Source organism: Trichococcus sp. (assembly GCF_055118575.1).
Window position 1 is genome coordinate 62,569 of sequence record NZ_JBSQPW010000011.1, and the last position, 24,449, is coordinate 87,017.

Genomic DNA, 24,449 nt, shown 5'->3' on the forward strand with positions numbered 1-24,449 from the left:
AGCAATTCGAAGGCTGTAAAAAAGCGGGGATGCATTATGCATCCTCGCTTTTTTGATTCTCGACATTCGATAATCTCGGCTTAATCGGGAATCGAATCGTCGGATCTACCCTAGCTATTCGACAATTTGGCCTGCCTCACTGAGCATTTTTTCTGAATTCTGATTGCCAATCGCATCCAGTCCACACCTGCCGTTTTATCAATCTTTCAACTTCATATTTTCGTAGTTCATGTGCGGGTTCAGCAGGCCACGTTCGCTTTTCAGGACAAAAGAAAAGTTGCTTTCGTTGAAGTCGATGATGTTGTCTTCATCCAATTGCTGCAGGCTGTCCTTAGTGGCTTTTACCAAGCCGAAGTTAGTGTCCAATACGGTGTCATAGTTCGGGTTTTGCATATCATACGCACGGATCGCGAACATACTGCTGTCCGGTCCGCCGCAGCCGTAGATGGTGCTCATATATAATGAGAGTTCCTCGGCCATCCCCAATTTTGTCAGTCGTTGCATGGCATTCAATGTGAATGTCAGTTTCATTTTAAATCACCTCTTGTGTTAATTATAGAGTATGTCTTCGTGAAATAAATCCAATATGCTCAAGCCGATAAAAATGTTTGACAAGGTGAGAAACAGATGCTATATTTAATTAAATTTTAATAGAAGAGCGATGAAGAGGAGAGTACCTTTCGATTGTCATTCCAGAGAGCCCCGGTAGGTGAAAAGGGGTATGATGAAAAAAAGCGAAGATGGTCTCGGAGCAAAGCAATGCGGATAGTGTTGCTTCGGTTTGTGCACGATAACGCACAAAAGTATAACAAGCGGGAGCTTGCGTACTTTTTAAGGTATGGATCGCGAGGTCCTTACGAACATGGGTGGTAACACGAAGAGCTTTCGTCCCTGTATTTCAAACAGTTGGAATATAGGGACGAGGGCTTTTTTGCTTTATGCAAAATATGAGAATGACCAGAAGCAACCTCGGCTAATCGGCAATGACACAATGAGCAACTGCTATGCAAGAATAAATCAAAAACCAGAAGGGAAAGATGACAAATGACAGAGAAAAATTACAGTTTTGAAACGTTGCAAGTACACGCAGGCCAAGCCCCAGACCCCGTTACCGGAGCCCGTGCGGTACCGATTTACCAAACGACTGCTTTCGTCTTCGACAGCGCGGAACAGGCTGCCGGCCGTTTCGCTTTGACGGATGCCGGAAATGTCTACACGCGTTTGACGAACCCTACCACCGCAGTCGTGGACGCGCGGGTGGCAGCGCTTGAGGGCGGCACCTCCGCGGTCACGGTCGCTTCAGGTTCGGCTGCAATCACGTACGCCATCCTGAACGTGGCGAATGCGGGCGATGAAATCGTCGCTGCCAGCACGCTTTATGGTGGAACCTATAATCTTTTCAGCGCGACCTTGCCTAATTTGGGCATCAAAACAACATTCATCGATCCGGAAGATACGGCTAACTTCGAAGCAGCCATCACGGAAAAGACGAAAGCCATCTTTATCGAATCGATCGGAAACCCGAGCACGAACCTGATTGATATCGAAAAGGTCGCTGAAATCGCGCATAGCCATGGCATCATTTTGATCGTGGATAACACGTTCGGTACGCCTTACCTGATCCGTCCATTCGAATTCGGTGCCGATGTGGTAGTCCATTCCGCCACTAAATTCCTGGGTGGACATGGCACAACAATGGGCGGTGTCATAGTAGAATCCGGTAAATTCGATTTTGCCGCCAGTGGAAGATACCCTGGCTTCACAACGCCGGATGCGCATTACAACGGGTTGGTCTATACGGATTTGGGACCGGGAGCGTTCACGACCAAAATCCGTGTGCAATTGCTGCGTGATACGGGAGCCTGTATCGGACCGATCGATTCCTTCCTGTTGCTGCAGGGGATCGAAACTTTGTCATTGCGCGTCGAACGTCATGTCGAAAATACCCGCAAGGTTGTCGCTTATCTGGCGAACCACCCGAAAGTATCCTGGGTAAATTATCCGGAATTGCCGGAAAGCAAGTACAAGCCTTTAGCCGACAAATACTTCCCTAAAGGCGCCGGTTCGATCTTCACTTTCGGCATCGAGGGCGGCAAACAAGCCGGCATCGAGTGGATCGACAAACTGGAGTTGTTCTCGCTGCTTGCGAACGTTGCCGATGCGAAATCTTTGGTCATCCATCCGGCCAGCACGACCCACGCGCAATTGAGCGAGGAAGACCTTATTGCTGCCGGTGTTTCCGGGGACATGATCCGTCTGTCCATCGGGATCGAAAATGCCGACGACATCATCGCTGATCTGGATCAGGCTTTCGCGCAGATTTGATCCAGATATTTCCGGAAAATCAGGCACCGCGCGGCTCCTCCGGTGAACGGAGGCTTCGCCGGAGTTCGGGCAACATTTCAAGGTGTGTTCTCCGATGAGCGCACTTTAGTCGGAGTTGAGGCCGAAATTATCCGGTGTCTTCCGATTAACGGCAACCACACCGGAGGAACGGCCTTATACCGGGGCTTTCATCCTGACCGCAGTTGCCAGCCAGAGTTCAGGTACCATCCACATATCAGAGCATACATGCGAAAAGCCCGGAACTGTCCGCAAATGAGACGGTTTCGGGCTCTTCGGCTATTGATTGCGGCCAAAAAGATGGAATGCTATACTGTTCCTAGTGATGATTACGAAGAAAGGAGAGCGGTTATGAGAGCGAAATTGCGGATTTTTTTGACCTTGATGCATGGTATTTTTTCCGATGTGGCTATTCAAGGGGCGGAGTCTGCCCAAAAATCAAAAAAATTCAGACAACAATACGCTTCTTGCTGCTTATCCTGAATCAAGCGATAAGTCCGGCTATGGGGCCTCCCATAGCTATTTTTGTGCAAGAAAAGAAGGGACTTTCAAATGGAAAATCACACATCATTGCATAACAATATTTCACTGGCGAAAAAATATGCCTTCATCCAATACTTCGGCATCACCTCGTTATGGCTCCTCTATTTGAGCTCGTTCAAAGGGATGAGCTTGGTACAGATAGGCTTTCTTGAGGCCATCTTTCATATCACTAGTTTTGTCTTCGAGGTGCCGTCAGGGGCTTTGGCGGACCGGTTCGGCTACAAAAAAATCCTGCTGTTCGGGAAAGTGATGGCCATCATCAGCTCGATCGGGATGATCTATGGTCAGAGTTTCTCTCATTTTGCGATTGCGTTCGCGTTCTCGGCGCTTTCCTACAATTTCAACTCGGGGACCTACGAAGCGCTGGTCTTCGAAAGCATGAAGGGGTTGGAAGAGGAGAGCGGCTATCTGGACAAGCTGGCCCACATCAATTTCCTGATCGAAATCAGTGCCCAAAGTGGCGTGATCCTTGCCGGTATTTTGGCCGATGCTTTTTTCCCGGCCGTCTATATGGTCAATATCCTGCTCTGCATACTGAATATGTTCCTGATTTCCCGCATGGTAGAGCCAGTCAAGGGACCAAGTTTACAAGTGAGTGAAACAGTTGGATTTTCCGAAAAAGTGGGGCAGTCCTACACCCGGATACTGGGGAATGCCTGGCGGTTGCTGAAGCGGCATAAAGAGCTCCGGGGCTGGATCCTGTTTTTTGCCCTGCTGGACAGCTTTGCAGCGACTTATTATTTCTATTTCCAGAACTACCTGTCGGTGCTGGGCTACAACGGCAAGGCTACGAGTTTTTATCTGTTTGCTGCTGCCCTGTTCGGTATCTTCGGAGCAAAATTTTCACCAGCCATCGAGCAGAAACTCCAAAAAAAACGGATTCCTTATGTCTTTCCCGCAGTTGTTTCGTTGGCGTTGCTCCTCTCGGCATCGGGAAATCGGCTGCTGATATTTGGTGGATTTGTGCTTTCGATCATTTTTTCCGCGGTGTCACCGACGATTGCGAACGCCTACATCAATCAGTTGATCCCTTCCGAAGAAAGGGCGACGCTTTTGAGCGCGAACAGCATGGCCTACAGTCTCTGCATGATCATCCTTTTCCCGGTGATTGGTGGTGTCATCAATCTGTTGGATTTCCGGATCGCCTATTTGCTGATGGCGTTGGCCATCATACTGGTCGGAGGCAGCTTTGCGACAATCGCAATAAACCGGATCCGCTCCCGCGGTTAAATGAATACAAAAAGAGCCTGCTGCCGGGATACATTTTTCGGCAGCAGGCTCTTTTTCGTCATAAATATTTTTTCAGCACCGACCAGGCTTCCATCTTTTCCGGCAATGTTTTGACATGTTTGCCGCGCATCGGGCTGGTCGAGGGAAGCGGCATGTAAACCAATCCGGATTCTTCATCCAGACCGAAGTGCTTTTTGTAGCTCCGGTAAGCCTTCCCGCCGTTGAAGGCGATGGCCCTGATCTGGGGATGATCGCGCAGAAGGCCGTTCAGATCGTTCGGCTGCTCCGCTTTGATGGCCGAATCGAGGCTGCCTTCGCGGTAACAGGAGTGGATCACATCCCAGAGGGCGACGTGATGCCGCTTCAGCAGCGACAGGCGCTCGGAATAGTCCAGCGGATCCGTTTCCCCGAGGATGGAGAAGATGATTTCCCAAAAATGGTTCCGCGGATTCCCGTAATAGTGTTGTGCCTCCAATGATTTCACTCCGGGCATCGATCCCAAGATCAGGACCTTGGCATGCGGGTCGATGACAGGCGGCATCGAGTATAATCTGGCGGTTTGTTGCATACGGATCGCACCCTTTCGCAGTCAGTTTCCCTATCATTTTACCAAAAGCGCGCCGGAGCAGGAAACATTCAGGCTTGCCTCTTTTTTTAAGAAAACAGTTGACGAAAGGATAACGATGCGTTAAAATAATCCCAACATTAAGAAATCGTTAGAAAAATCATTTCCATCTAATCAAACCGATAATCAAGAGGAGTACGCATCACACCTTGTTTCCAGAGAGTCGCCGCCAGTGAGAGTGCGATAGCTTAGGGGATGCCGAATGGACTTGAGAGGGTTGCCTTGAAAAGAGTAGGGGCAAACGGGGAACCTGATCCGTTAACAGACAGGCACATATGTTGGTATGTGAACGAGTGGGCGTTTTTTATCGTCAATTTGGGTGGTATCGCAGGAGATTATAAGCTCTTGTCCCTTTAAAAGGGGGACAAGGGCTTTTTTTTGTACACAAAAAATGATGAGGTGAATGAAATGTTAGAGATAAAAGCAACGAAACAGACTGAACAGATACTTCCGGAAGACAGCATGAAAGCCGCAATCGACAAACTGGTGAAAAAAGAAGAACTCTCTCCGCAATTGACGAAAACGATCATGCAGCAGATCATGAGCGGTCAAGCCAGCCCGGTCCAGATCGCGGCTTATCTGACAGCTATGCGGATGAAAGGCGAGACGGCCGGAGAAATCAGTGCTTCCGCTGAAGTGATGCGGGATTTTTCGAATAAGGTGCAGACGAAGACGACGGCATTGGACATTGTCGGAACCGGCGGCGATCAAGCCTTCACCTTCAACATCTCAACAGTCTCCTCCTTTGTCATCGCAGCCGCAGGGATCCCGGTGGCGAAACACGGCAACCGCAGCTCATCGAGCAAATGTGGAAGCGCGGATGTGCTGGAAGAATTGGGCGTGAACATCGAAGCCAGCGCGCAGCACAGTGAAGACATGTTGGAGGAAATCGGCATGTGCTTCATGTACGCCCAAAAATACCATCCATCGATGAAACATGCGGCACCCGTAAGGAAAGAAATGGGCGTCCGGACGATCTTCAATGTCCTCGGGCCATTGGCGAACCCAGCGAATGCGAACATGCAACTGCTCGGCGTTTATGATGTCGCACTGGTGGACACGATGGCCGAGGTGCTGAACCAACTGCAGATGGAACGGGCTTTGGTGTTCGGCGGCAATGACGGATTGGACGAGATCACATTGACCACAACATCGGAAGTTGCAGAGCTCCGCGAGGGCAAGGTCACCCACTTCACATTCGATCCGATAGACTATGGTTTCAAGTACTGTACGAACGAGGATCTGGTAGGCGGAGAACCGGCCGAAAATGCCGAAATCGCTTTGGCTATCTTGCGCGGTGAAAAAGGGCCGAAGCGCGACACCGTGCTGCTGAACGCAGGCATGGCCATCTATTTGGCTAATGACGGGTATTCGATCGCTGACGGCATCAAACGCGCAGCCGAATTGATCGACAACGGAGCGGCCCTGGAAAAACTGCAGCAATTCATCAAAGCATCACAGGAGGCGACAAAATGATATTGGATGACATCATAGCAGCGACAAAGGTGCGCGTGGAAAAAGCCCAACAAGCCATCCCATTGGAAAAAATGAAGCAAGCCGCCTTGGCCTTGCCCATCAACCAGGATTTTCCATTCGAAAAGGCCCTGACAGGCGAAGGGATCCGCTTCATCTGCGAATGCAAGAAGGCATCCCCTTCGAAAGGCGTGATTGTGGCGGATTTCCCATACCTCGAAATCGCCAAAGCCTACGAGGCAGCGGGGGCATCCGCAATTTCGGTATTGACCGAGCCCGACTTTTTCCAAGGCGAAAATCGTTTCCTGACGGAGATAAAACAAGCGGTATCGCTTCCGGTCATCCGCAAGGATTTCATCGTCGATGCCTACCAGATCTATGAGGCTAAAGTCATCGGCGCGGATGCCGTGTTATTGATTGCGACAATCCTGACGGAAGATGAGTTGGATGCTTTCCAACGATTGGCCCGCGAACTGGGGCTTTCTGCCTTGGTGGAAGCCCATACCGAAGAAGAACTCCTGAAAGCGCTGCGGACGAACCCGAAAATCATCGGCGTCAACAATCGTGATCTGAAGACCTTCAAAGTGGATATCCAGCAGTCCATCAGGCTGCGCGCACTGGTTCCGGATGACATCCTTTTCGTGGCTGAAAGCGGCATCTCGGGAAGACAGCAAGTCATCGAATTGGAAGCGGGGAACGTCGATGCCATCCTGATCGGAGAAACGATGATGGTTTCGCCTGACAAAAAAGGTATGCTGGACGGCCTGCGGGGAATCGGCTGATGGTCAAGGTGAAAATCTGCGGATTGAAACGAATCGAGGATGCTGAAATGCTGAATGAACTGCGCCCAGATTTTGCAGGCTTCATTTTCGCACCCAGCAAGCGCCAGATTTCATTGCAACAGGCGCTGGAAATCAGGGAAGTCTTGATTGATGCCATTCCGGCAGTCGGAGTCTTCGTCAACGAACCGATCGAGAATATCGTCTCCATCGTGGAAAGCCGGGCGATCCAGATCGTGCAGCTCCATGGCGATGAGGATAACACATATATAGAAGAGTTGGGCAAACGGATCACACTTCCGGTCATCAAAGCGATAGCGGTCAAGGACGCCGCTGATGTCAAGAAGGAATACGCTGCCGATATCCTCCTCTATGACACGTACCAGAGCGGCGTGGCAGGTGGGACCGGTAAGACATTCAACTGGGATTTGCTTAGCGAAGCAACGCACCCGTTCTTCCTGGCTGGCGGCCTGCATGCAGGCAACCTCGAAGCAGCCATCCGTCAGGTGCAGCCATACGCAGTGGACATCTCGAGCGGCGTCGAAACAGACGGTGTGAAGGATTTGGAAAAAATCAAAGCAGTAATGAAAATCATTGGGAGGTCAAAAAAATGACAAGTTATTTCGGAGCACACGGGGGACAGTTCATTCCCGAAACGTTGATGAACGCTTGCTTGGAACTGTCGGAAGCTTTTTTCCGATTCAAAGAGGATCCGGACTTCAAAAAAGAATTGAACGATCTGTTGGACAATTATGCAGGCCGGCCATCCCGCCTCTATTTCGCGGAAAAGATGACGAAGAACCTGGGCGGGGCGAAAGTCTACCTTAAACGCGAAGATCTGAATCATACAGGTTCGCATAAAATCAACAATGCGCTCGGCCAAGTATTGTTGGCCAAAAAGATGGGCAAGAAGAGGATCATCGCGGAGACTGGCGCCGGCCAGCATGGCGTGGCAACCGCAACGGCAGCTGCGCTTTTGGACATGGAGTGCGTCGTCTACATGGGCGAAGAGGACACCCAGCGCCAAGCCTTAAACGTGTTCCGGATGGAATTGTTGGGCACGAAAGTGATTCCCGTGACAAGCGGCACCGCCACCCTCAAGGACGCGGTCAACGAAGCGATGAAGGATTGGGCTTCCACGTTTGAAGAGTCGCATTACTGCATCGGATCGGTCATGGGTCCGCATCCATTCCCGACAATGGTCCGCGATTTCCAGAAAATCATCGGGGAAGAGACCAAAGCTCAGATGGCCCAGGCGGAAGGCAAGCTGCCGGATGTTGTAATGGCTTGCGTCGGCGGCGGTTCGAATGCAATCGGTACTTTCTACGACTTCATCGGCGATGAAAGCGTGCGGCTGATAGGCTGCGAAGCTGCCGGCAGAGGCATCCACACGCAAGACACGGCCGCGACGATTGCGACCGGTACGCCGGGCATTTTCCACGGTATGAAATCCTATTTCTGCCAGGATGAATACGGCCAGATCGCTCCTGTTTATTCGATTTCGGCAGGTTTGGACTACCCGGGCATCGGGCCTGAACACGCGGATCTATATGACCGCGGCCGCGCCGAGTACGTATCAGTGACTGATGATGAAGCTGTCGCCGCCTTTGAATACCTGGCGCGGATGGAAGGGATCATCCCGGCCATCGAAAGTTCGCATGCGATCGCGCACGCAATGGATTTGGCACCGACGTTGGATCCTGAAAAAATCATCGTCATTTGTCTATCGGGCCGCGGCGACAAGGACGTTGCAGCAATCGCAAGATACAAAGGAGTGGACATACATGAATAAAATCACAGCTGCCTTCAAGCACAAGGCATTCATCCCTTTCGTGACGGCGGGCGATCCCGATCTGGAAACCACGAAAGAACTGATCAGGGAAATCGTTGCGAATGGAGCGGACATCGTCGAAATCGGCATCCCGTTCTCCGATCCGGTTGCTGAAGGTCCTGCCATCCAGAAAGCGGACGAGCGGGCTTTGGCGAACGGCATCAATACGGACGATATTTTCCGGATGGTCGCAGAGTTGCGCACCGAAATCGACACGCCTTTCGTCTTCATGACCTACATCAACCCGGTGTTCGTCTACGGCATCGATAAATTCATGGCGCGCTGCAAGGAGGTCGGCGTCGATGGTGTCATCATCCCGGATGTTCCGTTCGAAGAGAAAGGCTTCATCCAAGAAGCTTGCCGGGAACATGGCATCACCTATATTTCCATGGTGGCACCTTCTTCCGCAGAAAGGATCGCCACGATCGCCAAGGAAGCGGAAGGCTTCCTGTACGTCGTATCTTCGTTGGGTGTCACCGGCGTCCGCAGCGACATCACGACCGATATCGGCAGTATTTTGGCAGAAATCCGTAAAGTCAGTGATATCCCTTGCGCCATCGGCTTTGGGATTTCCAACGCGCAACAAGCCAAAGCCATGAGCGAAGTCGGGGACGGCGTCATCATCGGTTCCGCGATCATCAATATCATGGAAAAATACGGGAAAGATTCTCCCAAACCGGTCGGAGCCTTCGTCGCTGAGATGGTGGGGGCGATCCGTAGCGGGCGCTGAGCAAGGACATTGAGGATATAACCGATGATGAAATCATGCAGCTGGAATTCGCTACCGGACAAACAGCAGTCTCTGAGCTGAATGATGACCTGATGCTCATCAGGAAATATTACCTCTAATAAAAAATGCGGCCGGGATTCCGATTCCCGGTCGCGTTTTTTTGCATCATTTTTATTCAGCCAGTAATTTAAAGTTGAAACGGACATCATTTGCGGTCCCATTCGGCAGGTAGGATCTTTCCACAAAAGTCACTTGATCGGAATGGTCGATGAGGATCAGAGTCGTGGAGCGGGTACCGTAGCGTTCGGTCTGGATGAAATTTGCGGACACTGCGCGTTTGATCTGCAATGGCAGCGGCAAATCAGGCAGTTGGTCATCCGGCGGTGGCGTCCGGTCCGCCATGATACGGAAGATGGCCTCTTCGTCCAGCAGTGATGAAGAAGCCAGTTCGGCCACGGCTGCTTTTGTTAGGGTAACTTTCGGCCATGGCGTATCGAGCGTAGCATTGCTGACGGCGTGGTTGCCTATTTGAAGGATGCTGTACTCGTCCAAAATGTTGTTGTAATGATGGAGTCGGTCGCTTGAACCGATGATCAGATTGAAGCCGTTGTAGTCGGAACGCTGTTGCCTTACCTGCTCCAAATACGCGTTAGGGTCCATGCTGCCGGTTAGGTAATCCATCACGAGGTTGCCGCGGGAAAGTTTTTTGTCGGACTCCTGATCGGTTGTCAAATAACTATTGGTCACGGCGGCAATCCGGCCTTGTTTGGTGATCCCGAGCCAAGTGCCGTGTTTGCTCAAGTCTTTCCCGGCCAACAGATCAGGATGATCCGTCCAGAAATGTGCAGGCAATGATGGCCGGCCATATTGCTCGTCACGATTGGCCACGAGAATCAATTTGTACGATGCGTGCTGGCGGAGTTGCATTGAAATCAGACACATAGGTATTCCTCCAGTAAGATGTTGTTCTTTTGTTTAGTATAGCATGCGGATTCTAGAAGACTGAAATGAAGCACTCGCACCGGGCAAGGCCCGCTGAATGCAGCTTGACTTGCTTATTCCAAAATTTCAAAACACGCTGGATATGCGCTATAATAAGGTTGACAGTAAATCCGCCGCGCCAATCGTACATGCAGCGACAGGGTCAACACTATTCGAAGGGGTTGTTTAGGATGCTGAAGGATAGAAAAAAATATTGGACAGTTCTGCTGATCAGTCTTTTTCTGGCAAGTTGCAACCAAGCGCAGGAAACATCTGAAGAAGAAAGTTCATCTCAAACGATTGCAGAGAGCAGCATGGCAGCTAGTACAGCGAGCAGCGAGACGGAAGCGGCATCGGGGGAATCCACGGAAGTCGGTGATCGTCTCGGCAAATTATCAAAAAGCTATATAGAAATTATGGAAAGCGGCAACTACTATATGGCTTTCCGCTCCACGACAACATTTGAAGGCGAAATGATGGAGTCCGAAACGATGATGACTGTCTCAGGAGACAGGACCGCGATGCATTCAAAAGCTGCAGAGACAGATACGGTAATGGTGATGATGGACGGCAATATCTACATGATCGATCATGCCAGCAAAACGGTGATTGTTATGCCTCAGACAATGACTGAAGGAGAAGAAACCCTGCCGGAAATCCCGGAAGCAAGCGAACCTGTCGATGTGGAGGATATCACTTACGTCGGCAGTGGTAAAGAAGACGGACTGGTATACGAAGAATACCGCACGGCCAGCGGCACGCAAATCTTCTACTATTTTGATGGCTCAGACCTAAAAAAAATCAAAACAATCGATGAAGACTTCGAATCGGTCATGGAAATCATTGAATTGTCCGATAACGTGTCGGAGGATGCTTTTGAAATCCCGTCAGATTACCAAGAAATCTCTTATTGATTGGAAAAATCAGCTATAAGAAAGGGAGTGGAGGAATATGGTGCTGCTATTGGAGCAAGCAAATGGTTATGTACTGACGGCAGTGCTGATCCTCTGTATTTGGATGCTGTCCAAGGCAACGGATATCTTGGTGGATGAGGCTGTTTCGCTCTCATTGGAATGGGGGATGTCCCAGCTGGTGATTGGTGCAACGATTGTTTCGTTGGGAACATCGTTGCCGGAGCTGGCGGTAGCGATTTCTTCGTCCTTAAATGGTAACGGCATTCTGGCTTTGGGAAATGTGATCGGATCGACGTTCGTGAACACCAGCTTCATTCTGGGAATCGGCGCGCTTTACGGAAGCATACCCGTCAACCGGAAAACAGCGCATAAACACACTGTTTTGGTGGGACTGTCACTATTGTTGATCCTCTCATCCCTGCCTATCTTTCATGCGGACGGGCAAGGGAAGATACCGCAGTGGCTCGGAATATTCTTCCTGTTATTGACGCCGGTTTACTTCTATTGGACAGTCCGGGAAGGAAAGAAGTCCGGTCAAGAGGCTATCATAGAAGAAGACAAAGAAAAAGGCGCGCCTATTCTGATTAAACTCATCAAGCTACTCGTCAGCTCAGGCTTCGTCATTGCGAGCGCTACTGTATTGGTGAGCACAGTTGAAATAGGAGCTGCCCGGATTGGTATCCCGGATTCGATCATCGCTTCCACTGTAGTTGCCTTTGGGACCGGATTGCCGGAAATCAGTACGACCATCGTATCCGTTAAGAAAGGCTACGGCGCATTGGCCATGGGGAACATCATGGGGTCCAACCTATTGAATACTTTGTTCGTTCTGGGGGTGGCTTTAGGATTGACACCGGGAGGAATGGTTGTCAGTCCGGATTTCTATCAGATCCATTTCCCGGCTTTGGCTATTCTGCTGGCTGTTTTGGGATTTTTTTCCTACAACAACAAACGCGACGTCATCAGCAGAAAAGAAGGGCGGATCTTGATTTTGTTCTATCTCCTGTATCTGATATGGAACTATTTCTTATAGAAAAAAGGTTCGTGATCCCCGAAAGGATCTCGAACCTTTTCTTACTTCATTTTTCTGTATCGGTTTCATTTTCCGGAACATCCCGTGCCACATCAACAGTCGCGAAATCCTTGACTGGTGTGGAGCCGTTCACTAAAATAGGCTCTTCCTCAGCTAACTCGAAAGATCCGGCAACATCACCGAAGTAACGGTTGTAGCGCTGCTTGAACTTCTCAAGCACGTGTTCGAGCAGGATTTTCAGCATCGCGAAAAGGGGAACTCCTAAAATCATCCCGATAAAACCGAGCAGATTGCCCATGATTAGTAAAACGATGATGATCGTCAGCGGGTGCATCTTCAGATTGCGGCCCATGATGCTCGGCTCGATGATGTTGCCTTGGATGAATTGTGCTAAGGCCCATACGACGGCCATTTTCAGGAGCATGGCCGGTGAGGTGAATGCCGCGACGAACAAAGCCGGGATGACTCCGATTGTGGCACCGATGAAAGGGATGACCGCCGTCAAGGTAGCGATCAATGCAAGGACGAAGGCGTAATCCAAGCCGATGATCAGATAACCGACTATCAGCAAAGCACCCAGACTCAAAGCGACGAGCAGCTGGCCTTGGACATAGGAACCGACCTGAAGCGACATTTGTCTGGATATCTTTTCGATATCAGCGCGGAACACAGGCGGGATGTTGTTCATGACAAACGGTTTGAATTTCCCTTGATCCTTCAGCATAAAGAAAAGGATGACCGGAAAAGTGACCGTCACAACCACTACGCTCGAAATGGTGGAAAAGATGTTCATGATTTTTTCGCTGGAGTTGCCGATCCAGGCCAGAATCATCTCAGGGATACTGCCAACTGTGCTGTCCAACCAATTTTGCGCCTGTTCATAATAGTCCTTAAAGGTGCTGTTCGCGAGCAGTCTGTCGAAAAAAGCATTCATCTGTTCGATGTAGGTAGGAAATTCATTGACCAGATTGGTCAGTTGGCTGGATAATATCGGAACCAACAGGCCAACCCCATAGACCAACATCAGTATGAAGAGTACAAAAACAAGCGATGTCGCCATTCCGCGGTTGGCTCCTCTCCGTTCAAGAAAAGTCACCATCGGATTGAAAATATAATAGAAGACAATTGCTAAAATAACCGGTGCTACGATAGTTGAAAAAATGACCTGCAAAGGTTTGAAGATGAATGAAATGGTGTCCATCGTGAAGATAAGCACGCCGGATAAAATCAGGACGGACAGGATGTAAAGGATCGTCTTGCCGCCCAAAAAAGAGATGAGGCGCGTATCTTCAGGTATTGTTATTCTCGTTTCTTTTTTTTGCATGTGCTGTCCTTTCTTATGCCGTGATTGGAGCGGATCGATGCTTCGGCATAACGGTTTTCTGCTTTAAGTTTACCAGAGTTCCGCTTGAATGCCATACTGCAAAGGTCTTAATTCTGAAATTCTGTCGTGCAATCGTTCGGTAGGGGGTCCTGAACGAAATGTGATAAAATGACAGAGTAAACAACGGCACTAGAGGAGGCAATATATGAAATACAGCATCTATACACGCACCGGCGACAAAGGCAATACCCGCATCGGAGGCGGAAAAGCACTTCCGAAAAATGCCGAAAGAATTGAAGCATTCGGCGCGTTGGATGGTCTGAACTCATGGTTCGGGCTGGTCCGCACGAAGAATGATTGCGGCGCGGACATCCAGGAGGATATGGCGCTCATCCAACAGTTCCTATTCGATTGTTCCTCGGATCTGTCGATACCGAAAGGTCACCGGGAATATAAGCTCGTGCAGGATCATATCGATTGGCTGGAGCAAAAAATCGACGGCTACAGCGAAGAGCCGGAGGAAACCCAGTACTTCATCATACCGGGCGGGACGGAACTGGCAAGCTGGTTCCATATTTTGCGGACGACGACCCGTGACGCAGAGCGCCGGATCGTCTCCTTCATGGAGGCGGAACCGGATGAAGTGAATCCGTATGTTCTGAAATTCATCAACCGCCTTTCGGATTACCTGTTTGTCGTGGCCCGGGTCGCCAATTCCCGCAAAGGCGTTCCCGACGTGCCGTATGAGCGCAGCGAAAAAGTGTTCCGGATTTCACGAGATAAGGACAGTCCCAAGACGAAACCCGAATAAAAGATGCGGCCAGGAATCATTTTTTCCTCCGGGCGGAGCCCACGAGAGAACATTCACACATTGCTCAAATCAAAAACACACAAACAATCCGGTATATACGCTGCCGGGTTGTTTGTGTGTTTTGTTTATTCAGGCCTGAACGAACCCGTTCAGCTTTTCTTATAATAAGTTGAAAAGTCAGCGTAATACCGCCGGCAAGGCTTCGATGAGATCCGAAGCCATCAAGCTGTATTCGGATTTTTCCTGGGCTGCGATATCGCCCGCCAAACCGTGGATGTAGACACCCAATTTGGCTGCTTCGGAAGGAGCCAATCCTTGAGCCAACAAGCCGGCGATGATGCCGGTCAGGGCATCGCCCGAACCGCCTGTCGCCATGCCGTTATTGCCGGTCGCGTTGATGAAACGCTCGTCCTGGTGGGCCACGACTGTCCGGGCATCCTTCATGACAAAAGTCAAATCCGCATCAGCCGTGCAAAAATCGGCAGTTCCCAAAAGATCCGCTTTTATTTCCGCCAGATCCTTATCCAAAAGCCGCGCCAATTCCTTCAAGTGAGGGGTAAGGATGCTTCCCGCCGGAACGGACTGTGCCACTGTGCTGATGCGGGAACGGGAATTGCTCCCTGCCAAAGAGACTTCGCTGAAGCGATCGGAAAGGATATTCAGAGCATCCGCATCGATGATCACAGGAATCTGGCTGTTTTCGAGGACCAAATCGACCACCGCGCGGGCTGCATCGGACTTCCCGATTCCGGGTCCGAGCACGATTGCATCGGCGCAGGAAACCGCCGCGATGATTTTCTGGTGTTCGCTCTCTTTATCCACTCCGTCCGGTTGATAAGTCGTCAGGATGGCTTCAGGCAGTTGCATCTGAAGGATGGTACGGTTCTCCTCCGGCGTGACGATGTGGACCAGACCTGCGCCCGTACGGTAGGCGGCTTTTGCCGAAAGGAAGGCAGCTCCGCTCATGTTTGCGGAGCCGGCGATAATCACGACCCTACCGTAAGTGCCTTTGTTCGAATACGCCGCGCGCCTCGGCAGCGAAAAAAGATCGCTCTCTTCGTAGAACAGCACATTCGAAGAAATGACATCCATGGCGCTTGGCGGAAACCCGATATCACTGACAATCAGCTTTCCTGTGTGCAAAGAACCGGGATAGAGCAATTGCCCAATTTTTTCGATCCCGAATGTGATGGTCACATCCGCGCGAACAGCTGTACCCAGCACTTGTCCATTGTCGGCGGAGATGCCGGATGGAATATCGACAGCAAAAACGTATCCATGGAACTCGTTCATAAGCCGGATGGTATCCGCGTATTTCCCTTCTGCCGGCCTGTCCAAGCCGATGCCGAAAATCGCATCGACCAAGACAGTATAGCCTTTGAAATTGATTTCGCTGACGTCATCCCAGATGACCATGTCCAAGTTTTCGATGATGTTGAGTTGTTTTTTTGACTCCGCGGACAATTTGTTGCGGTCGCCGATCAGAAATACGTCCACTTGGAAACCGTGGTTCAGCAAAATGCGGGCTGCTGCCATTCCGTCGCCGCCGTTGTTGCCTGAACCGCAGATCACGAGGATGATGTCCTCTCTTGAAATACGCTCTTCCATGGCTGCTACGACTTGATTCGCTGCGTTTTCCATCAGCACCATGGCTGGAATGCCAATTTCATCGATCGTAAAGGCGTCGATTTTCTTCATTTGTTGGCTGTTGATAAGTTTTTTCATTAGATGTTCCTCCCGATGGTTGGTGGATGTCATACCATTTTCACATTTGACATTATACCATTCTTAGTGCGGGAAAGAATACAGGAAGCCTAATATAGCTTTATGCAAGGCGAAATGTAAATGATTGCTTTAACAAACCATAGCGCTTGTGCACGATAATTTTCTGAAAACTTAGGGAAAACAGTCATTCACTTTTTATAAGTAATGTGATAATCTTATCAAGGAACTCGAATAAGGGAGGAATGTAGGATGATCGAGCTGATTGCAACAGCCGAGTCAGTCGCGCAAGCCAAGGAATTAGTGGATTGCGGTATTAACATAATTTATATAGGCGAGGATGAATACGGACTGCGTTTGCCGTACTCCTTCTCCAGAGAGGAACAGCGTGAAATCATCGCCTATGCGCACGAAAAAGGTGCACAAGTCAGTGCCGCAGTGAATGCGATCTTCCACAACGATCGGATCAATGAGGTCGCCGAATATTTGGCTTTCCTGCGCGAGGTGGAAGTCGACACCATCACGTTGGGCGACCCCGGTGTCGTGCACGTGATGCGGGAACAGGATCTGTTCATCCCTTACCGTTATGATGCGCAAGTCATGGTGACCTCAAGCGGGCAGATCAATTTCTGGGCGAAAAGAGGAGCGGTCGGGTCCGTGCTGGCCCGCGAAGTGCCTTTCGAGGAAATGAAGAAGCTGATCCCGGGTGCATTGGTGCCGGTAGAAGTATTGGTGTACGGCGCCACTTGCATCCATCAATCGAAACGCAATTTGCTTGAAAATTATTTCAATTTCATCGAGAAAGAGGAAGCTGTGAACAAAGAGCGCGGGTTGTTCATTTCGGAGCCGAAAAAAGTGGATTCCCATTATTCCATCTATCAGGACCGCAACGGGACGCACATCTTCGCCAACAATGACCTGGATCTGCTGCCGCATCTGGGCGAACTGACGGCTATCGGCGTCTCGCAATGGATGCTGGATGGCTTGTTCACGCCGGGCGAAAATTTTGTCGCGATAGCGAAACTGTTCGTTGAGGCGCGTGAAGCCTTCGCGGAAGGGGTCTGGACGGAAGAACTGGCGGAACGCTTGGATGCCGAACTGCATGCTTTGCATCCCGCCAACCGTGAGCTGGATTCTGGATTCTATTCCAAGGATCCGAACGAAGTCGTCTGATACTTTGATACTGAAAGAAAGAGAGTGTACACACATGCGAACAATAACAAAGAAGCCCGAGGTCTTGGCCCCGGGCGGAACATTGGAAAAATTGAAGACAGCTATCCACTACGGAGCTGACGCCGTCTATATCGGCGGAGAAGCCTATGGATTGCGCAGCCGCGCAGGGAATTTCGACTATGAAGAAATGGCGGAAGCAGTCGCTTTTGCGCATAGCCACGGTTCGAAGATCTATGTCGCTGCGAATATGGTCACCCATGAAGGCAACGAGGAAGGCGCAGGCGAATTCTTCCGCACAATCCGCGATATCGGAATCGATGCGGTCCTGATTTCGGATCCCGCGCTGATGGAAATCGCCGTGACCGACGCACCGGGTTTGCCGATCCATTTGTCGACACAGGCTTCCGCGACCAACTATCAGACGCTCAATTTTTGGGCGAGTGAAGGGTTGGAGCGTGTCGTTTTGGCCCGTGAAGTATCGATGGCAGAAATCCAGGAAATGAACGAGAAGACCGATGTTGAAATCGAAGCCTTCGTCCATGGGGCGATGTGCATCTCCTATTCGGGCCGTTGTGTCCTCTCCAACCACATGTCGAACCGTGATGCTAACCGCGGAGGCTGCGCGCAGTCTTGCCGTTGGAAATACGGCCTGTTCGATATGCCGTTGTTGGGGCAACAGAACCCTGTAGGTGCCGGCGAAGAAGGCATCGAAGAAAAATTCTCCATGAGCGCCGTCGATCTGTCAATGCTGGAGCACCTGCCCGACCTGATCGAGAGCGGCGTCGACAGCCTGAAAATCGAAGGCCGTATGAAATCGATTCACTATGTGTCGACTGTCGTCAACGTCTACCGCAAAGCAGTAGATGCTTATTGTGCCGATCCCGATCATTACGAACTGAAGCAGGAATGGGTGGATGAATTGTGGAAAGTCGCGCAGCGTGAATTGGCGACCGGCTTCTTCTACAAAGATCCGACTGAAGAGGAGCAACTCTTCGGCCAACGCCGTAAAATTCCGCGCTACGGTTTCGTCGGCCAAGTGATGGCGTATGATCCGGAAACGCAGATGGCGACAATCCAGCAACGGAACAATTTCGGTGTCGGTGACGAAATCGAATTCTACGGACCGGGCCTGCGCCACAACAAACTGACTGTCGAAGCCATCTGGAACGAACTGGATGAGTCGATCGACCGTGCGCCTAACGCCATGATGATCGTGAAGATGAAAGTTCCTTTCGTGGTAGAACGCTTCGATATGATCCGCAAAAAAAAATAGAAAAGCGGAACCTTTAGATTTGCTTTTTTCAGGCTTACCGTTTATATTAATTAAGAACTGAATAGAAGTTTTTCCGTAAGGGAGTAACTAGCAGCCATGCTGCGGCAATGCCAACAATAAGTAGATCCGAGAGGGTCTTCTGGTGTTGCCTTAAATAGTGAGACTTACGCCTACCGTTTCTTGAGAGAAACGGTAGCGCGTGAGTCTCTTTTTTTGTTTCTCGATTGCGGAAGAAAGTGGGTGAAAGCGGCAGAGATTTGATGCAGCTATAAGGATGACTGCTAAAACAGTGAACGATATAAAGATGAACCGACAGGAGGATAACGAATGGAAGACGAAAGAATAAGCACAAAGGCAATAGGAGCAAAACAGAATGCGGGCCATCATCAGAAGAACAAGCCAGAAGGTACCTTCTTAGCGGCATACCAGAAAAGCCTGGAGACGATTTTCTCCGAAACAAAAAGCACCAAAGATGGGCTCGATGAACGGACGGTCGAAAGCAGACAGGCAGAACATGGCTTCAACGAGCTGGGGACAAAGGAAAGGGATTCCGTCCTGAAGCTGTTTATCGAGACGTTCCAGGATGCGATGGTACTGGTGTTATTGGCAGTGGCCGCAATTCAGATGGGCATGGGGCATGCAGCGGAATCTTTGATCATTTTCGCTGTTCTGATGATCAATGCAGTCGTCAGCGTCATCCAGACCCGGAAAGCAGAAGGATCGCTTGATGCCCTGAAGAGCTTGTCCGCCCCGATGGCAAAGGTAAAAAGGGATGGCGCTCGGCTCACCATTCCGGCAAGAGAATTGGTTGTCGGCGATATCGTCAGCTTGGACGCAGGCGATTATGTTCCTGCTGATGGCCGATTGATTGAAGCTAGTTCGCTGAAGGTTGATGAAGCGATGCTTACCGGGGAGTCCCTCCCTGCGGATAAGGAAGTGAAGGATATCAACGGTGCCGCTCCGATTGGGGATCGCTCCAATATGGTGCACAGTGGGACACTGACGGTATACGGCCGGGGTGAGTTTGTGGTTACCGGCATCGCCAACGATACTGAAATCGGAAAAGTGGCGAACCTCCTGGAAAATGCGCTGTCCAAGCAGACGCCGCTCCAAAAGAATCTGGAGCATTTCAGCAAAAAGTTGGGCGTGGGAATCCTGATACTTTCCGGCATCATTTTCGGTATCCAGTTCATCCGCATGATGGGAGAAGGGACAACGGATATGGGCGCAGGTATGTTGAGTGCCTTCATGTTCGCTGTAGCCGTCGCTGTTGCTGCGATTCCGGAAGCACTGCAGTCGATCGTGACGATCGTCCTTTCGATAGGGACGAAAAAGATGGCCAAGCAAAATGCGATTATCCGTAAGTTGTCTGCAGTAGAAACGTTGGGATCGACCAGCATCATCGCCACCGACAAAACCGGAACATTGACACAGAACAAGATGACGATCGTCGACCACTATTTGGTGAACGGACGGTCAGATGCGTTCAACAATCAACCTCGGACGTGGTCATTCGATGAGCAGCGGCTGATGCAGATTGCTGTCTTGGACAACGATGCAAGCATCAATACGGAAGGGCAGGAATTGGGGGATCCCACGGAAGTTGCCATGGTCGCCTTCAGCAACAAAGTAAACCAGCCGTTCGATGAGTTGCGGGAAGCCTATCCCCGCGAAGCTGAATTGCCATTCGATTCGGAACGGAAGCTGATGTCAACGGTCCATACGGTCGACGGCGAGCGTTTGCTTCTGACTAAGGGCGGACCTGATGTCGTATTCGGGCGCAGTACCAAAATGTTGAGCAACGGTGAGGTGTTGCCGTTGACGAAAGAGCGATTGGAAAAAATCAAGGAGCAGAACGAACATTTCTCGAATCGCGCCCTTCGCGTTTTGGCTTTTGCCTACAGGCCGATGGATGAAAAAGAGGTGCTTGATTTTGATGTAGAGCACGATTTGATTTTGGTCGGGCTCATGGCGATGATCGATCCGCCCCGCGAAGCAGTATACGCCGCAGTTGAGGATGCCAAAAAGGCCGGCATCAAGACCGTAATGATCACTGGTGACCACAAAACGACGGCGCGCGCAATCGCCCGCGACATCGGCATTGCGGACGCGGAGGACCTCGCTTTGACAGGGCAAGAGTTGGACAACCTCAGCGATCGGGAACTGGATGGCATCTTGGAGCGGGTATCCGTCTATGCCCGGGTATCTCCCGAGAACAAAATCCGGATTGTCCGCGCTTGGCAGAACAAAGGCCATGTCACCGCAATGACGGGCGACGGGGTAAATGATGCGCCAGCTTTGAAGCAGGCTGACATCGGCATCGCCATGGGCAGCGGAACGGATGTAGCGAAAGAGGCGGCAGCGATGGTGCTGACCGACGACAATTTTGTTTCCATCGTCAGCGCGGTCGGAGTCGGCCGCAACGTCTACGACAACATCAAAAAAGCCATCGCCTATCTCTTCTCGGGAAATCTGGGAGCGATCATCGCCATCATCGCAGCGCTCCTGATGGATTGGGTGAATCCTTTCACTGCCCTGCAGTTGCTGTTCATCAACCTGGTAAATGATTCCATTCCTGCGATTGCATTGGGGATGGAAAAGGGTGAGCCAGATGTGATGTCCCGCAAACCAAGGAATCCAAACGAGGGCATCTTCTCGGGTGATACGCTCATTTCGGTCATCTACCGCGGCGTGCTGATCGGCATAGCCGTCATCCTTTCGCAATTCATTGGACGCATCTACTCTGCTGAAATGAGTGTGGCAATGGCTTTCTCTACCTTGATCATCGCCCGCACATTTCAGACATTCCCGGCCCGTTCGAATTCCCAAACAGCAAACGAGGCAGGCTTCTTTGCCAACAAATATGTCCTCTATGCTGTCACTTTCTGCAGCACACTGTACGCAGTGACCTTGCTGCCAGCGATGCGCGGCGTCTTCTCGATACCGGCCGACTTTGGCTTGGTGCAGTTTGTGATTTCGGCAGGTTTGGCTTTTACTGCTGTCGCATTGATGGAAGCGACGAAGCTGATCATTAAACGAGTCAGAGGATAGCTAATCTGATCACAGAAAAAAACGGCCAGGGAACTTGGATTCCCGGGCCGTTTTGGCGATTAAAATATTCTCAAGAAAAGAGGCGTTCTTTCGGTTGCGCCGGTACTTTGAACAATAGACCAATCACTGAAGCGATGATCGTAAAGGCAAAAAGGATCAGATAAAGATAATTGAGCCCGACTTGGTCGATTACTGGGCCTGCCATCAATTGGAAGAAGATGGTGCCGATATTTCTCGAGAGCATGGAGACTACGGCGGTTCCTGTGGCAATCAGTTTCCGGTTCAACAAGGTGGAAACCATCTTGAGATTCAGCATAATGAAGGTGCCGGAAGCGAAAAACTTGGTCAGGATGGTCGCAATCGAAAGCACCAAAAAGTCATCCGAGAGATAATTGATCAGATATTCAGTTCCGGATAGGAACAAAATGGCCAGAAGGAGCTGCTTGTTCGTAAAATGATCCATGAAACGATGTGAAAAGGCCATCGCGATGACTTCCGCGAAGAGGGCCACAGTCAAGGTTGTACTGACGAGTGCGACGGGAGCACCCGTATCAGCTAGAAGCAAGGGCAGATAACTGGTGTTGACCGTATTCGTACCGAAAATGATGAAAGCCAAAATCAGATAGGTGATGAAAAGTTTATTCTGGAAGATATTCTTGATCGTATTGCCTCCGGAAGCTTCCTCCTTCTTTTCGGATAAATCCTGAGGAGACTCAAGTGTTTGCGCAGGTTTAGGCAACAGATACAAGAATAGGATGCTCAAAAGATAGCAGATAAGATAGAGCACGAAAATCGATTTCGGGGATATAAAATCATAGATGATCCCTGAAATTTGTTGCCCGGCCGCATAGCCGATTGTTCCCCAGAGGCGAATCTGCCCAAATTTGTATGGGCTATTGGCGGCAAGCACATCGAACAGCGGTGCCAGTCCCAAGGTGATGGCATTCGCCAACCCATAAACGAGTCCAAACAGCCAGTTGCCTGTGAAGAAAAAAAGTCCGCAGCTGATGACGGATGAGAACAGAACATAAATAGTAACGGTCTTGTGCGTCCCCCATTTTTCATTCGAATAACCGATAACTCCTTGGATGACGAGTGCGATTATGTTTGAAAGGATAAGAACGAATGAAATTTCCGATCCGCTTTTGCCAAGGCCACGCATGTAGACGGTGATCAATGATGATAAAGCCGCCATGGCCATAAAATAGAAGAAGAATAATATCACGTATTGCTGATACAGGCGTTCCTTAAAATACCCCATCGATTTGATTTCCTCCATTAAAGTTCACTAATATACAATATTTTAACACAAGAGCTGGTGATAAGCCTGTTTGTTTTCAAATTTGAAATCTGCTTCGCAAAACTCGAGCCTATCTTCCCGGAAATTGTAAAAAGCGTTCGAAAGGTACCGCGCATCTGGCTTCGGATACGCTATAATGAGAGACAACTATAGTAGAAGAAAGGATGGCTTGTTGATGTATCCATATACCCAAAAGAAAATCATTAAGATGTTGGAAGATGCTGTTTTTCCTGGAGCGACCTACACCTTCATCGAAAAGGATAAAACGGAAAGTCGGTTAGTCGGATCGGCTGCGATCCTGCCCAAGCGGGATGCCTTACAGGATGGCATGCTCTACGACTTAGCGTCCTTGACGAAAGTAATCGTCACGACGACAGTGTTGCTGCAGTTGCACGAAGAAGGGCGCGTCCACTTCGAAGATCCGGTTCAGGCGTATCTGCCGGCATTCGCTTCTGGTGATGTGATGATCCGCCACTTGCTGACGCACACGTCAGATCTGAAAGGCTATATCAAAAATCGAGACGAACTGTCCAGTGAGGAACTCGCTGCTGCCTTGATTTCGCTTGAGCCCGGAGAGGACATCGGGAAAAAAGTGGTCTATACGGACACCGGCTTTATCCTCGCAGGCTTCATCATCGAGAAGCTGACCGGAAAATCTGTGGCGGAGAACTTTGAAGAACGCATCAAACGTCCATTGGGAATGACAGAGAGCACCTATAGGCCTCAGGATCCATTGGGCTGCGTTCCGACACAAAACCATCCGACCAGAGGCGTGATCCGGGGAGTGGTGCATGATCCCAAAGCACTTATCTTAGGAAGTCATTGCGGAAGTGCGGGTTTGTTTGCGCCCATGAATGACCTGATCCGATTTAGCCAAATGCTGTTGCATTTCGGGGAGTGGGAAGGCCAACGGATTTTGAAGGAAGAAACTGTCCGATTTCTGCTGCAGGATTGGGGAAGTGTTTCTGGCCAACCGCGGTCCTTGGGGTGGAACCTGTTTCAGGAAGGGAATGATTTTGTGTTGTGGCATACCGGCTATACCGGAACGTTCATGATTCTGGATCCGAACCGGCAAAGAGCGTTCATACTGCTTTCGAACCGTGTCCACCTTGTAGACCGCAGGCCGGAATGGATAATGGTCCGAGATGAGCTGATTGCTATATACTTGAAGGAAGTCTGTGAAAAAAGCGGAATAACAAAAAACGCCACTGTTTGAGTGGCGTTTTTGCGGTCCCTTGATGGACGATATTCTTCAGAAAGTGGAAGGGAAAGTTGCAGCTTCCCCGATCCTGTTCGGAGGTCCGAAGAAAAAG

20 protein-coding genes, 1 pseudogene and 1 other annotated feature are annotated in these 24,449 nt (G+C 50.2%); of the genes and pseudogenes, 15 read left to right on the plus strand and 6 right to left on the minus strand.

The genetic code is table 11. The features are described 5' to 3' along the window. Positions 1–198 precede the first annotated feature (198 nt). The gene (locus ACTCCX_RS04520; RefSeq protein ID WP_463274950.1) at positions 199–531 is read right to left on the minus strand and encodes an iron-sulfur cluster biosynthesis family protein; all 333 of its coding nucleotides are present in this window, start codon (positions 529–531) and stop codon (positions 199–201) included. A gap of 513 nt (positions 532–1,044) precedes the next feature. Here ACTCCX_RS04520 and ACTCCX_RS04525 point away from each other — a divergent pair. Both ACTCCX_RS04525 and ACTCCX_RS04530 read left to right on the plus strand, forming a co-directional pair. Then, positions 1,045–2,325, plus strand: a complete 1,281-nt coding sequence (locus ACTCCX_RS04525; protein WP_463274951.1) for an O-acetylhomoserine aminocarboxypropyltransferase/cysteine synthase family protein — start codon at positions 1,045–1,047, stop codon at positions 2,323–2,325. 570 nt (positions 2,326–2,895) lie between these two features. After that, on the plus strand, positions 2,896–4,116 hold the full coding sequence (locus ACTCCX_RS04530; RefSeq protein WP_463274952.1) for an MFS transporter: 1,221 nt from the start codon (positions 2,896–2,898) through the stop codon (positions 4,114–4,116). Between the two features lie 58 nt (positions 4,117–4,174). On the opposite strand, the gene ACTCCX_RS04535 is transcribed toward ACTCCX_RS04530, so the two are convergent. Then, positions 4,175–4,684 (minus strand): DNA-deoxyinosine glycosylase, encoded by a 510-nt coding sequence (locus tag ACTCCX_RS04535; protein WP_463274953.1) that lies wholly within the window; start codon positions 4,682–4,684, stop codon positions 4,175–4,177. Positions 4,685–4,854: 170 nt separating this feature from the next. Then, positions 4,855–5,097, plus strand: a binding site (T-box leader). 52 nt (positions 5,098–5,149) lie between these two features. Here ACTCCX_RS04535 and trpD point away from each other — a divergent pair. The 6 genes and pseudogenes from trpD to gpmA all read left to right on the plus strand — a co-directional run. Further along, positions 5,150–6,217, plus strand: coding sequence for an anthranilate phosphoribosyltransferase (gene trpD, locus ACTCCX_RS04540; protein ID WP_463274954.1), 1,068 nt, complete (start codon positions 5,150–5,152; stop codon positions 6,215–6,217). Then, positions 6,214–6,996, plus strand: coding sequence for an indole-3-glycerol phosphate synthase TrpC (trpC, locus tag ACTCCX_RS04545; protein WP_463274955.1), 783 nt, complete (start codon positions 6,214–6,216; stop codon positions 6,994–6,996). The genes trpD and trpC overlap by 4 nt, the downstream gene beginning before the upstream one ends. Continuing rightward, a complete protein-coding gene (locus ACTCCX_RS04550; protein ID WP_463274956.1) occupies positions 6,996–7,607 on the plus strand; it encodes a phosphoribosylanthranilate isomerase in 612 nt (203 codons plus the stop codon). The genes trpC and ACTCCX_RS04550 overlap by 1 nt, the downstream gene beginning before the upstream one ends. Continuing rightward, positions 7,604–8,785: a tryptophan synthase subunit beta gene (gene trpB, locus ACTCCX_RS04555; protein WP_463274957.1), complete on the plus strand. Its 1,182-nt coding sequence runs from the start codon at positions 7,604–7,606 to the stop codon at positions 8,783–8,785. The genes ACTCCX_RS04550 and trpB overlap by 4 nt, the downstream gene beginning before the upstream one ends. Continuing rightward, entirely contained in the window at positions 8,778–9,554 is a 777-nt protein-coding gene (gene trpA, locus ACTCCX_RS04560; protein WP_463274958.1) for a tryptophan synthase subunit alpha, read from the plus strand. The genes trpB and trpA overlap by 8 nt, the downstream gene beginning before the upstream one ends. Continuing rightward, positions 9,545–9,673 (plus strand): annotated as a pseudogene (gene gpmA, locus ACTCCX_RS04565) (2,3-diphosphoglycerate-dependent phosphoglycerate mutase); the annotation flags it as partial. The gene trpA and the pseudogene gpmA, both read left to right, overlap by 10 nt. A gap of 52 nt (positions 9,674–9,725) precedes the next feature. On the opposite strand, the gene ACTCCX_RS04570 reads toward gpmA, so the two are convergent. Continuing rightward, complete coding sequence (locus ACTCCX_RS04570) at positions 9,726–10,496, minus strand: NRDE family protein (protein ID WP_463274959.1); 771 nt, start codon at positions 10,494–10,496, stop codon at positions 9,726–9,728. Positions 10,497–10,726: 230 nt separating this feature from the next. Between ACTCCX_RS04570 and ACTCCX_RS04575 the strand changes: the two genes are divergently transcribed. Beyond that, positions 10,727–11,449 carry a hypothetical protein gene (locus ACTCCX_RS04575; protein WP_463274960.1) on the plus strand — a complete coding sequence of 241 codons (723 nt, stop codon included), beginning with the start codon at positions 10,727–10,729 and terminating at the stop codon, positions 11,447–11,449. Positions 11,450–11,486: 37 nt separating this feature from the next. Further along, positions 11,487–12,482: a sodium:calcium antiporter gene (locus ACTCCX_RS04580; RefSeq protein ID WP_463274961.1), complete on the plus strand. Its 996-nt coding sequence runs from the start codon at positions 11,487–11,489 to the stop codon at positions 12,480–12,482. A 46-nt stretch (positions 12,483–12,528) separates the two neighbouring features. Here ACTCCX_RS04580 and ACTCCX_RS04585 read toward each other — a convergent pair whose 3' ends face one another. Next, positions 12,529–13,806 (minus strand): AI-2E family transporter, encoded by a 1,278-nt coding sequence (locus ACTCCX_RS04585; RefSeq protein WP_463274962.1) that lies wholly within the window; start codon positions 13,804–13,806, stop codon positions 12,529–12,531. Between the two features lie 205 nt (positions 13,807–14,011). Between ACTCCX_RS04585 and ACTCCX_RS04590 the strand changes: the two genes are divergently transcribed. Then, positions 14,012–14,617, plus strand: coding sequence for a cob(I)yrinic acid a,c-diamide adenosyltransferase (locus tag ACTCCX_RS04590; protein WP_463274963.1), 606 nt, complete (start codon positions 14,012–14,014; stop codon positions 14,615–14,617). Positions 14,618–14,794: 177 nt separating this feature from the next. Here the strand turns inward: ACTCCX_RS04590 and ACTCCX_RS04595 are convergent, their stop codons facing one another. Then, positions 14,795–16,342, minus strand: coding sequence for an NAD(P)H-hydrate dehydratase (locus tag ACTCCX_RS04595; RefSeq protein WP_463274964.1), 1,548 nt, complete (start codon positions 16,340–16,342; stop codon positions 14,795–14,797). Between the two features lie 249 nt (positions 16,343–16,591). Here ACTCCX_RS04595 and ACTCCX_RS04600 point away from each other — a divergent pair, with 249 nt between their 5' ends. From ACTCCX_RS04600 to ACTCCX_RS04610, 3 genes are all read left to right on the plus strand, one after another. Continuing rightward, positions 16,592–17,512, plus strand: a complete 921-nt coding sequence (locus ACTCCX_RS04600; protein WP_463274965.1) for a peptidase U32 family protein — start codon at positions 16,592–16,594, stop codon at positions 17,510–17,512. 34 nt (positions 17,513–17,546) lie between these two features. Beyond that, positions 17,547–18,785: a peptidase U32 family protein gene (locus ACTCCX_RS04605; protein ID WP_463274966.1), complete on the plus strand. Its 1,239-nt coding sequence runs from the start codon at positions 17,547–17,549 to the stop codon at positions 18,783–18,785. Between the two features lie 327 nt (positions 18,786–19,112). Next, positions 19,113–21,836 (plus strand): cation-translocating P-type ATPase, encoded by a 2,724-nt coding sequence (locus ACTCCX_RS04610; RefSeq protein WP_463274967.1) that lies wholly within the window; start codon positions 19,113–19,115, stop codon positions 21,834–21,836. A 70-nt stretch (positions 21,837–21,906) separates the two neighbouring features. Here the strand turns inward: ACTCCX_RS04610 and ACTCCX_RS04615 are convergent, their stop codons facing one another. Then, positions 21,907–23,097: an MFS transporter gene (locus ACTCCX_RS04615; protein WP_463274968.1), complete on the minus strand. Its 1,191-nt coding sequence runs from the start codon at positions 23,095–23,097 to the stop codon at positions 21,907–21,909. A gap of 214 nt (positions 23,098–23,311) precedes the next feature. Between ACTCCX_RS04615 and ACTCCX_RS04620 the strand changes: the two genes are divergently transcribed. Continuing rightward, complete coding sequence (locus ACTCCX_RS04620) at positions 23,312–24,352, plus strand: serine hydrolase domain-containing protein (protein ID WP_463274969.1); 1,041 nt, start codon at positions 23,312–23,314, stop codon at positions 24,350–24,352. The last annotated feature ends 97 nt before the right edge of the window (positions 24,353–24,449 follow it).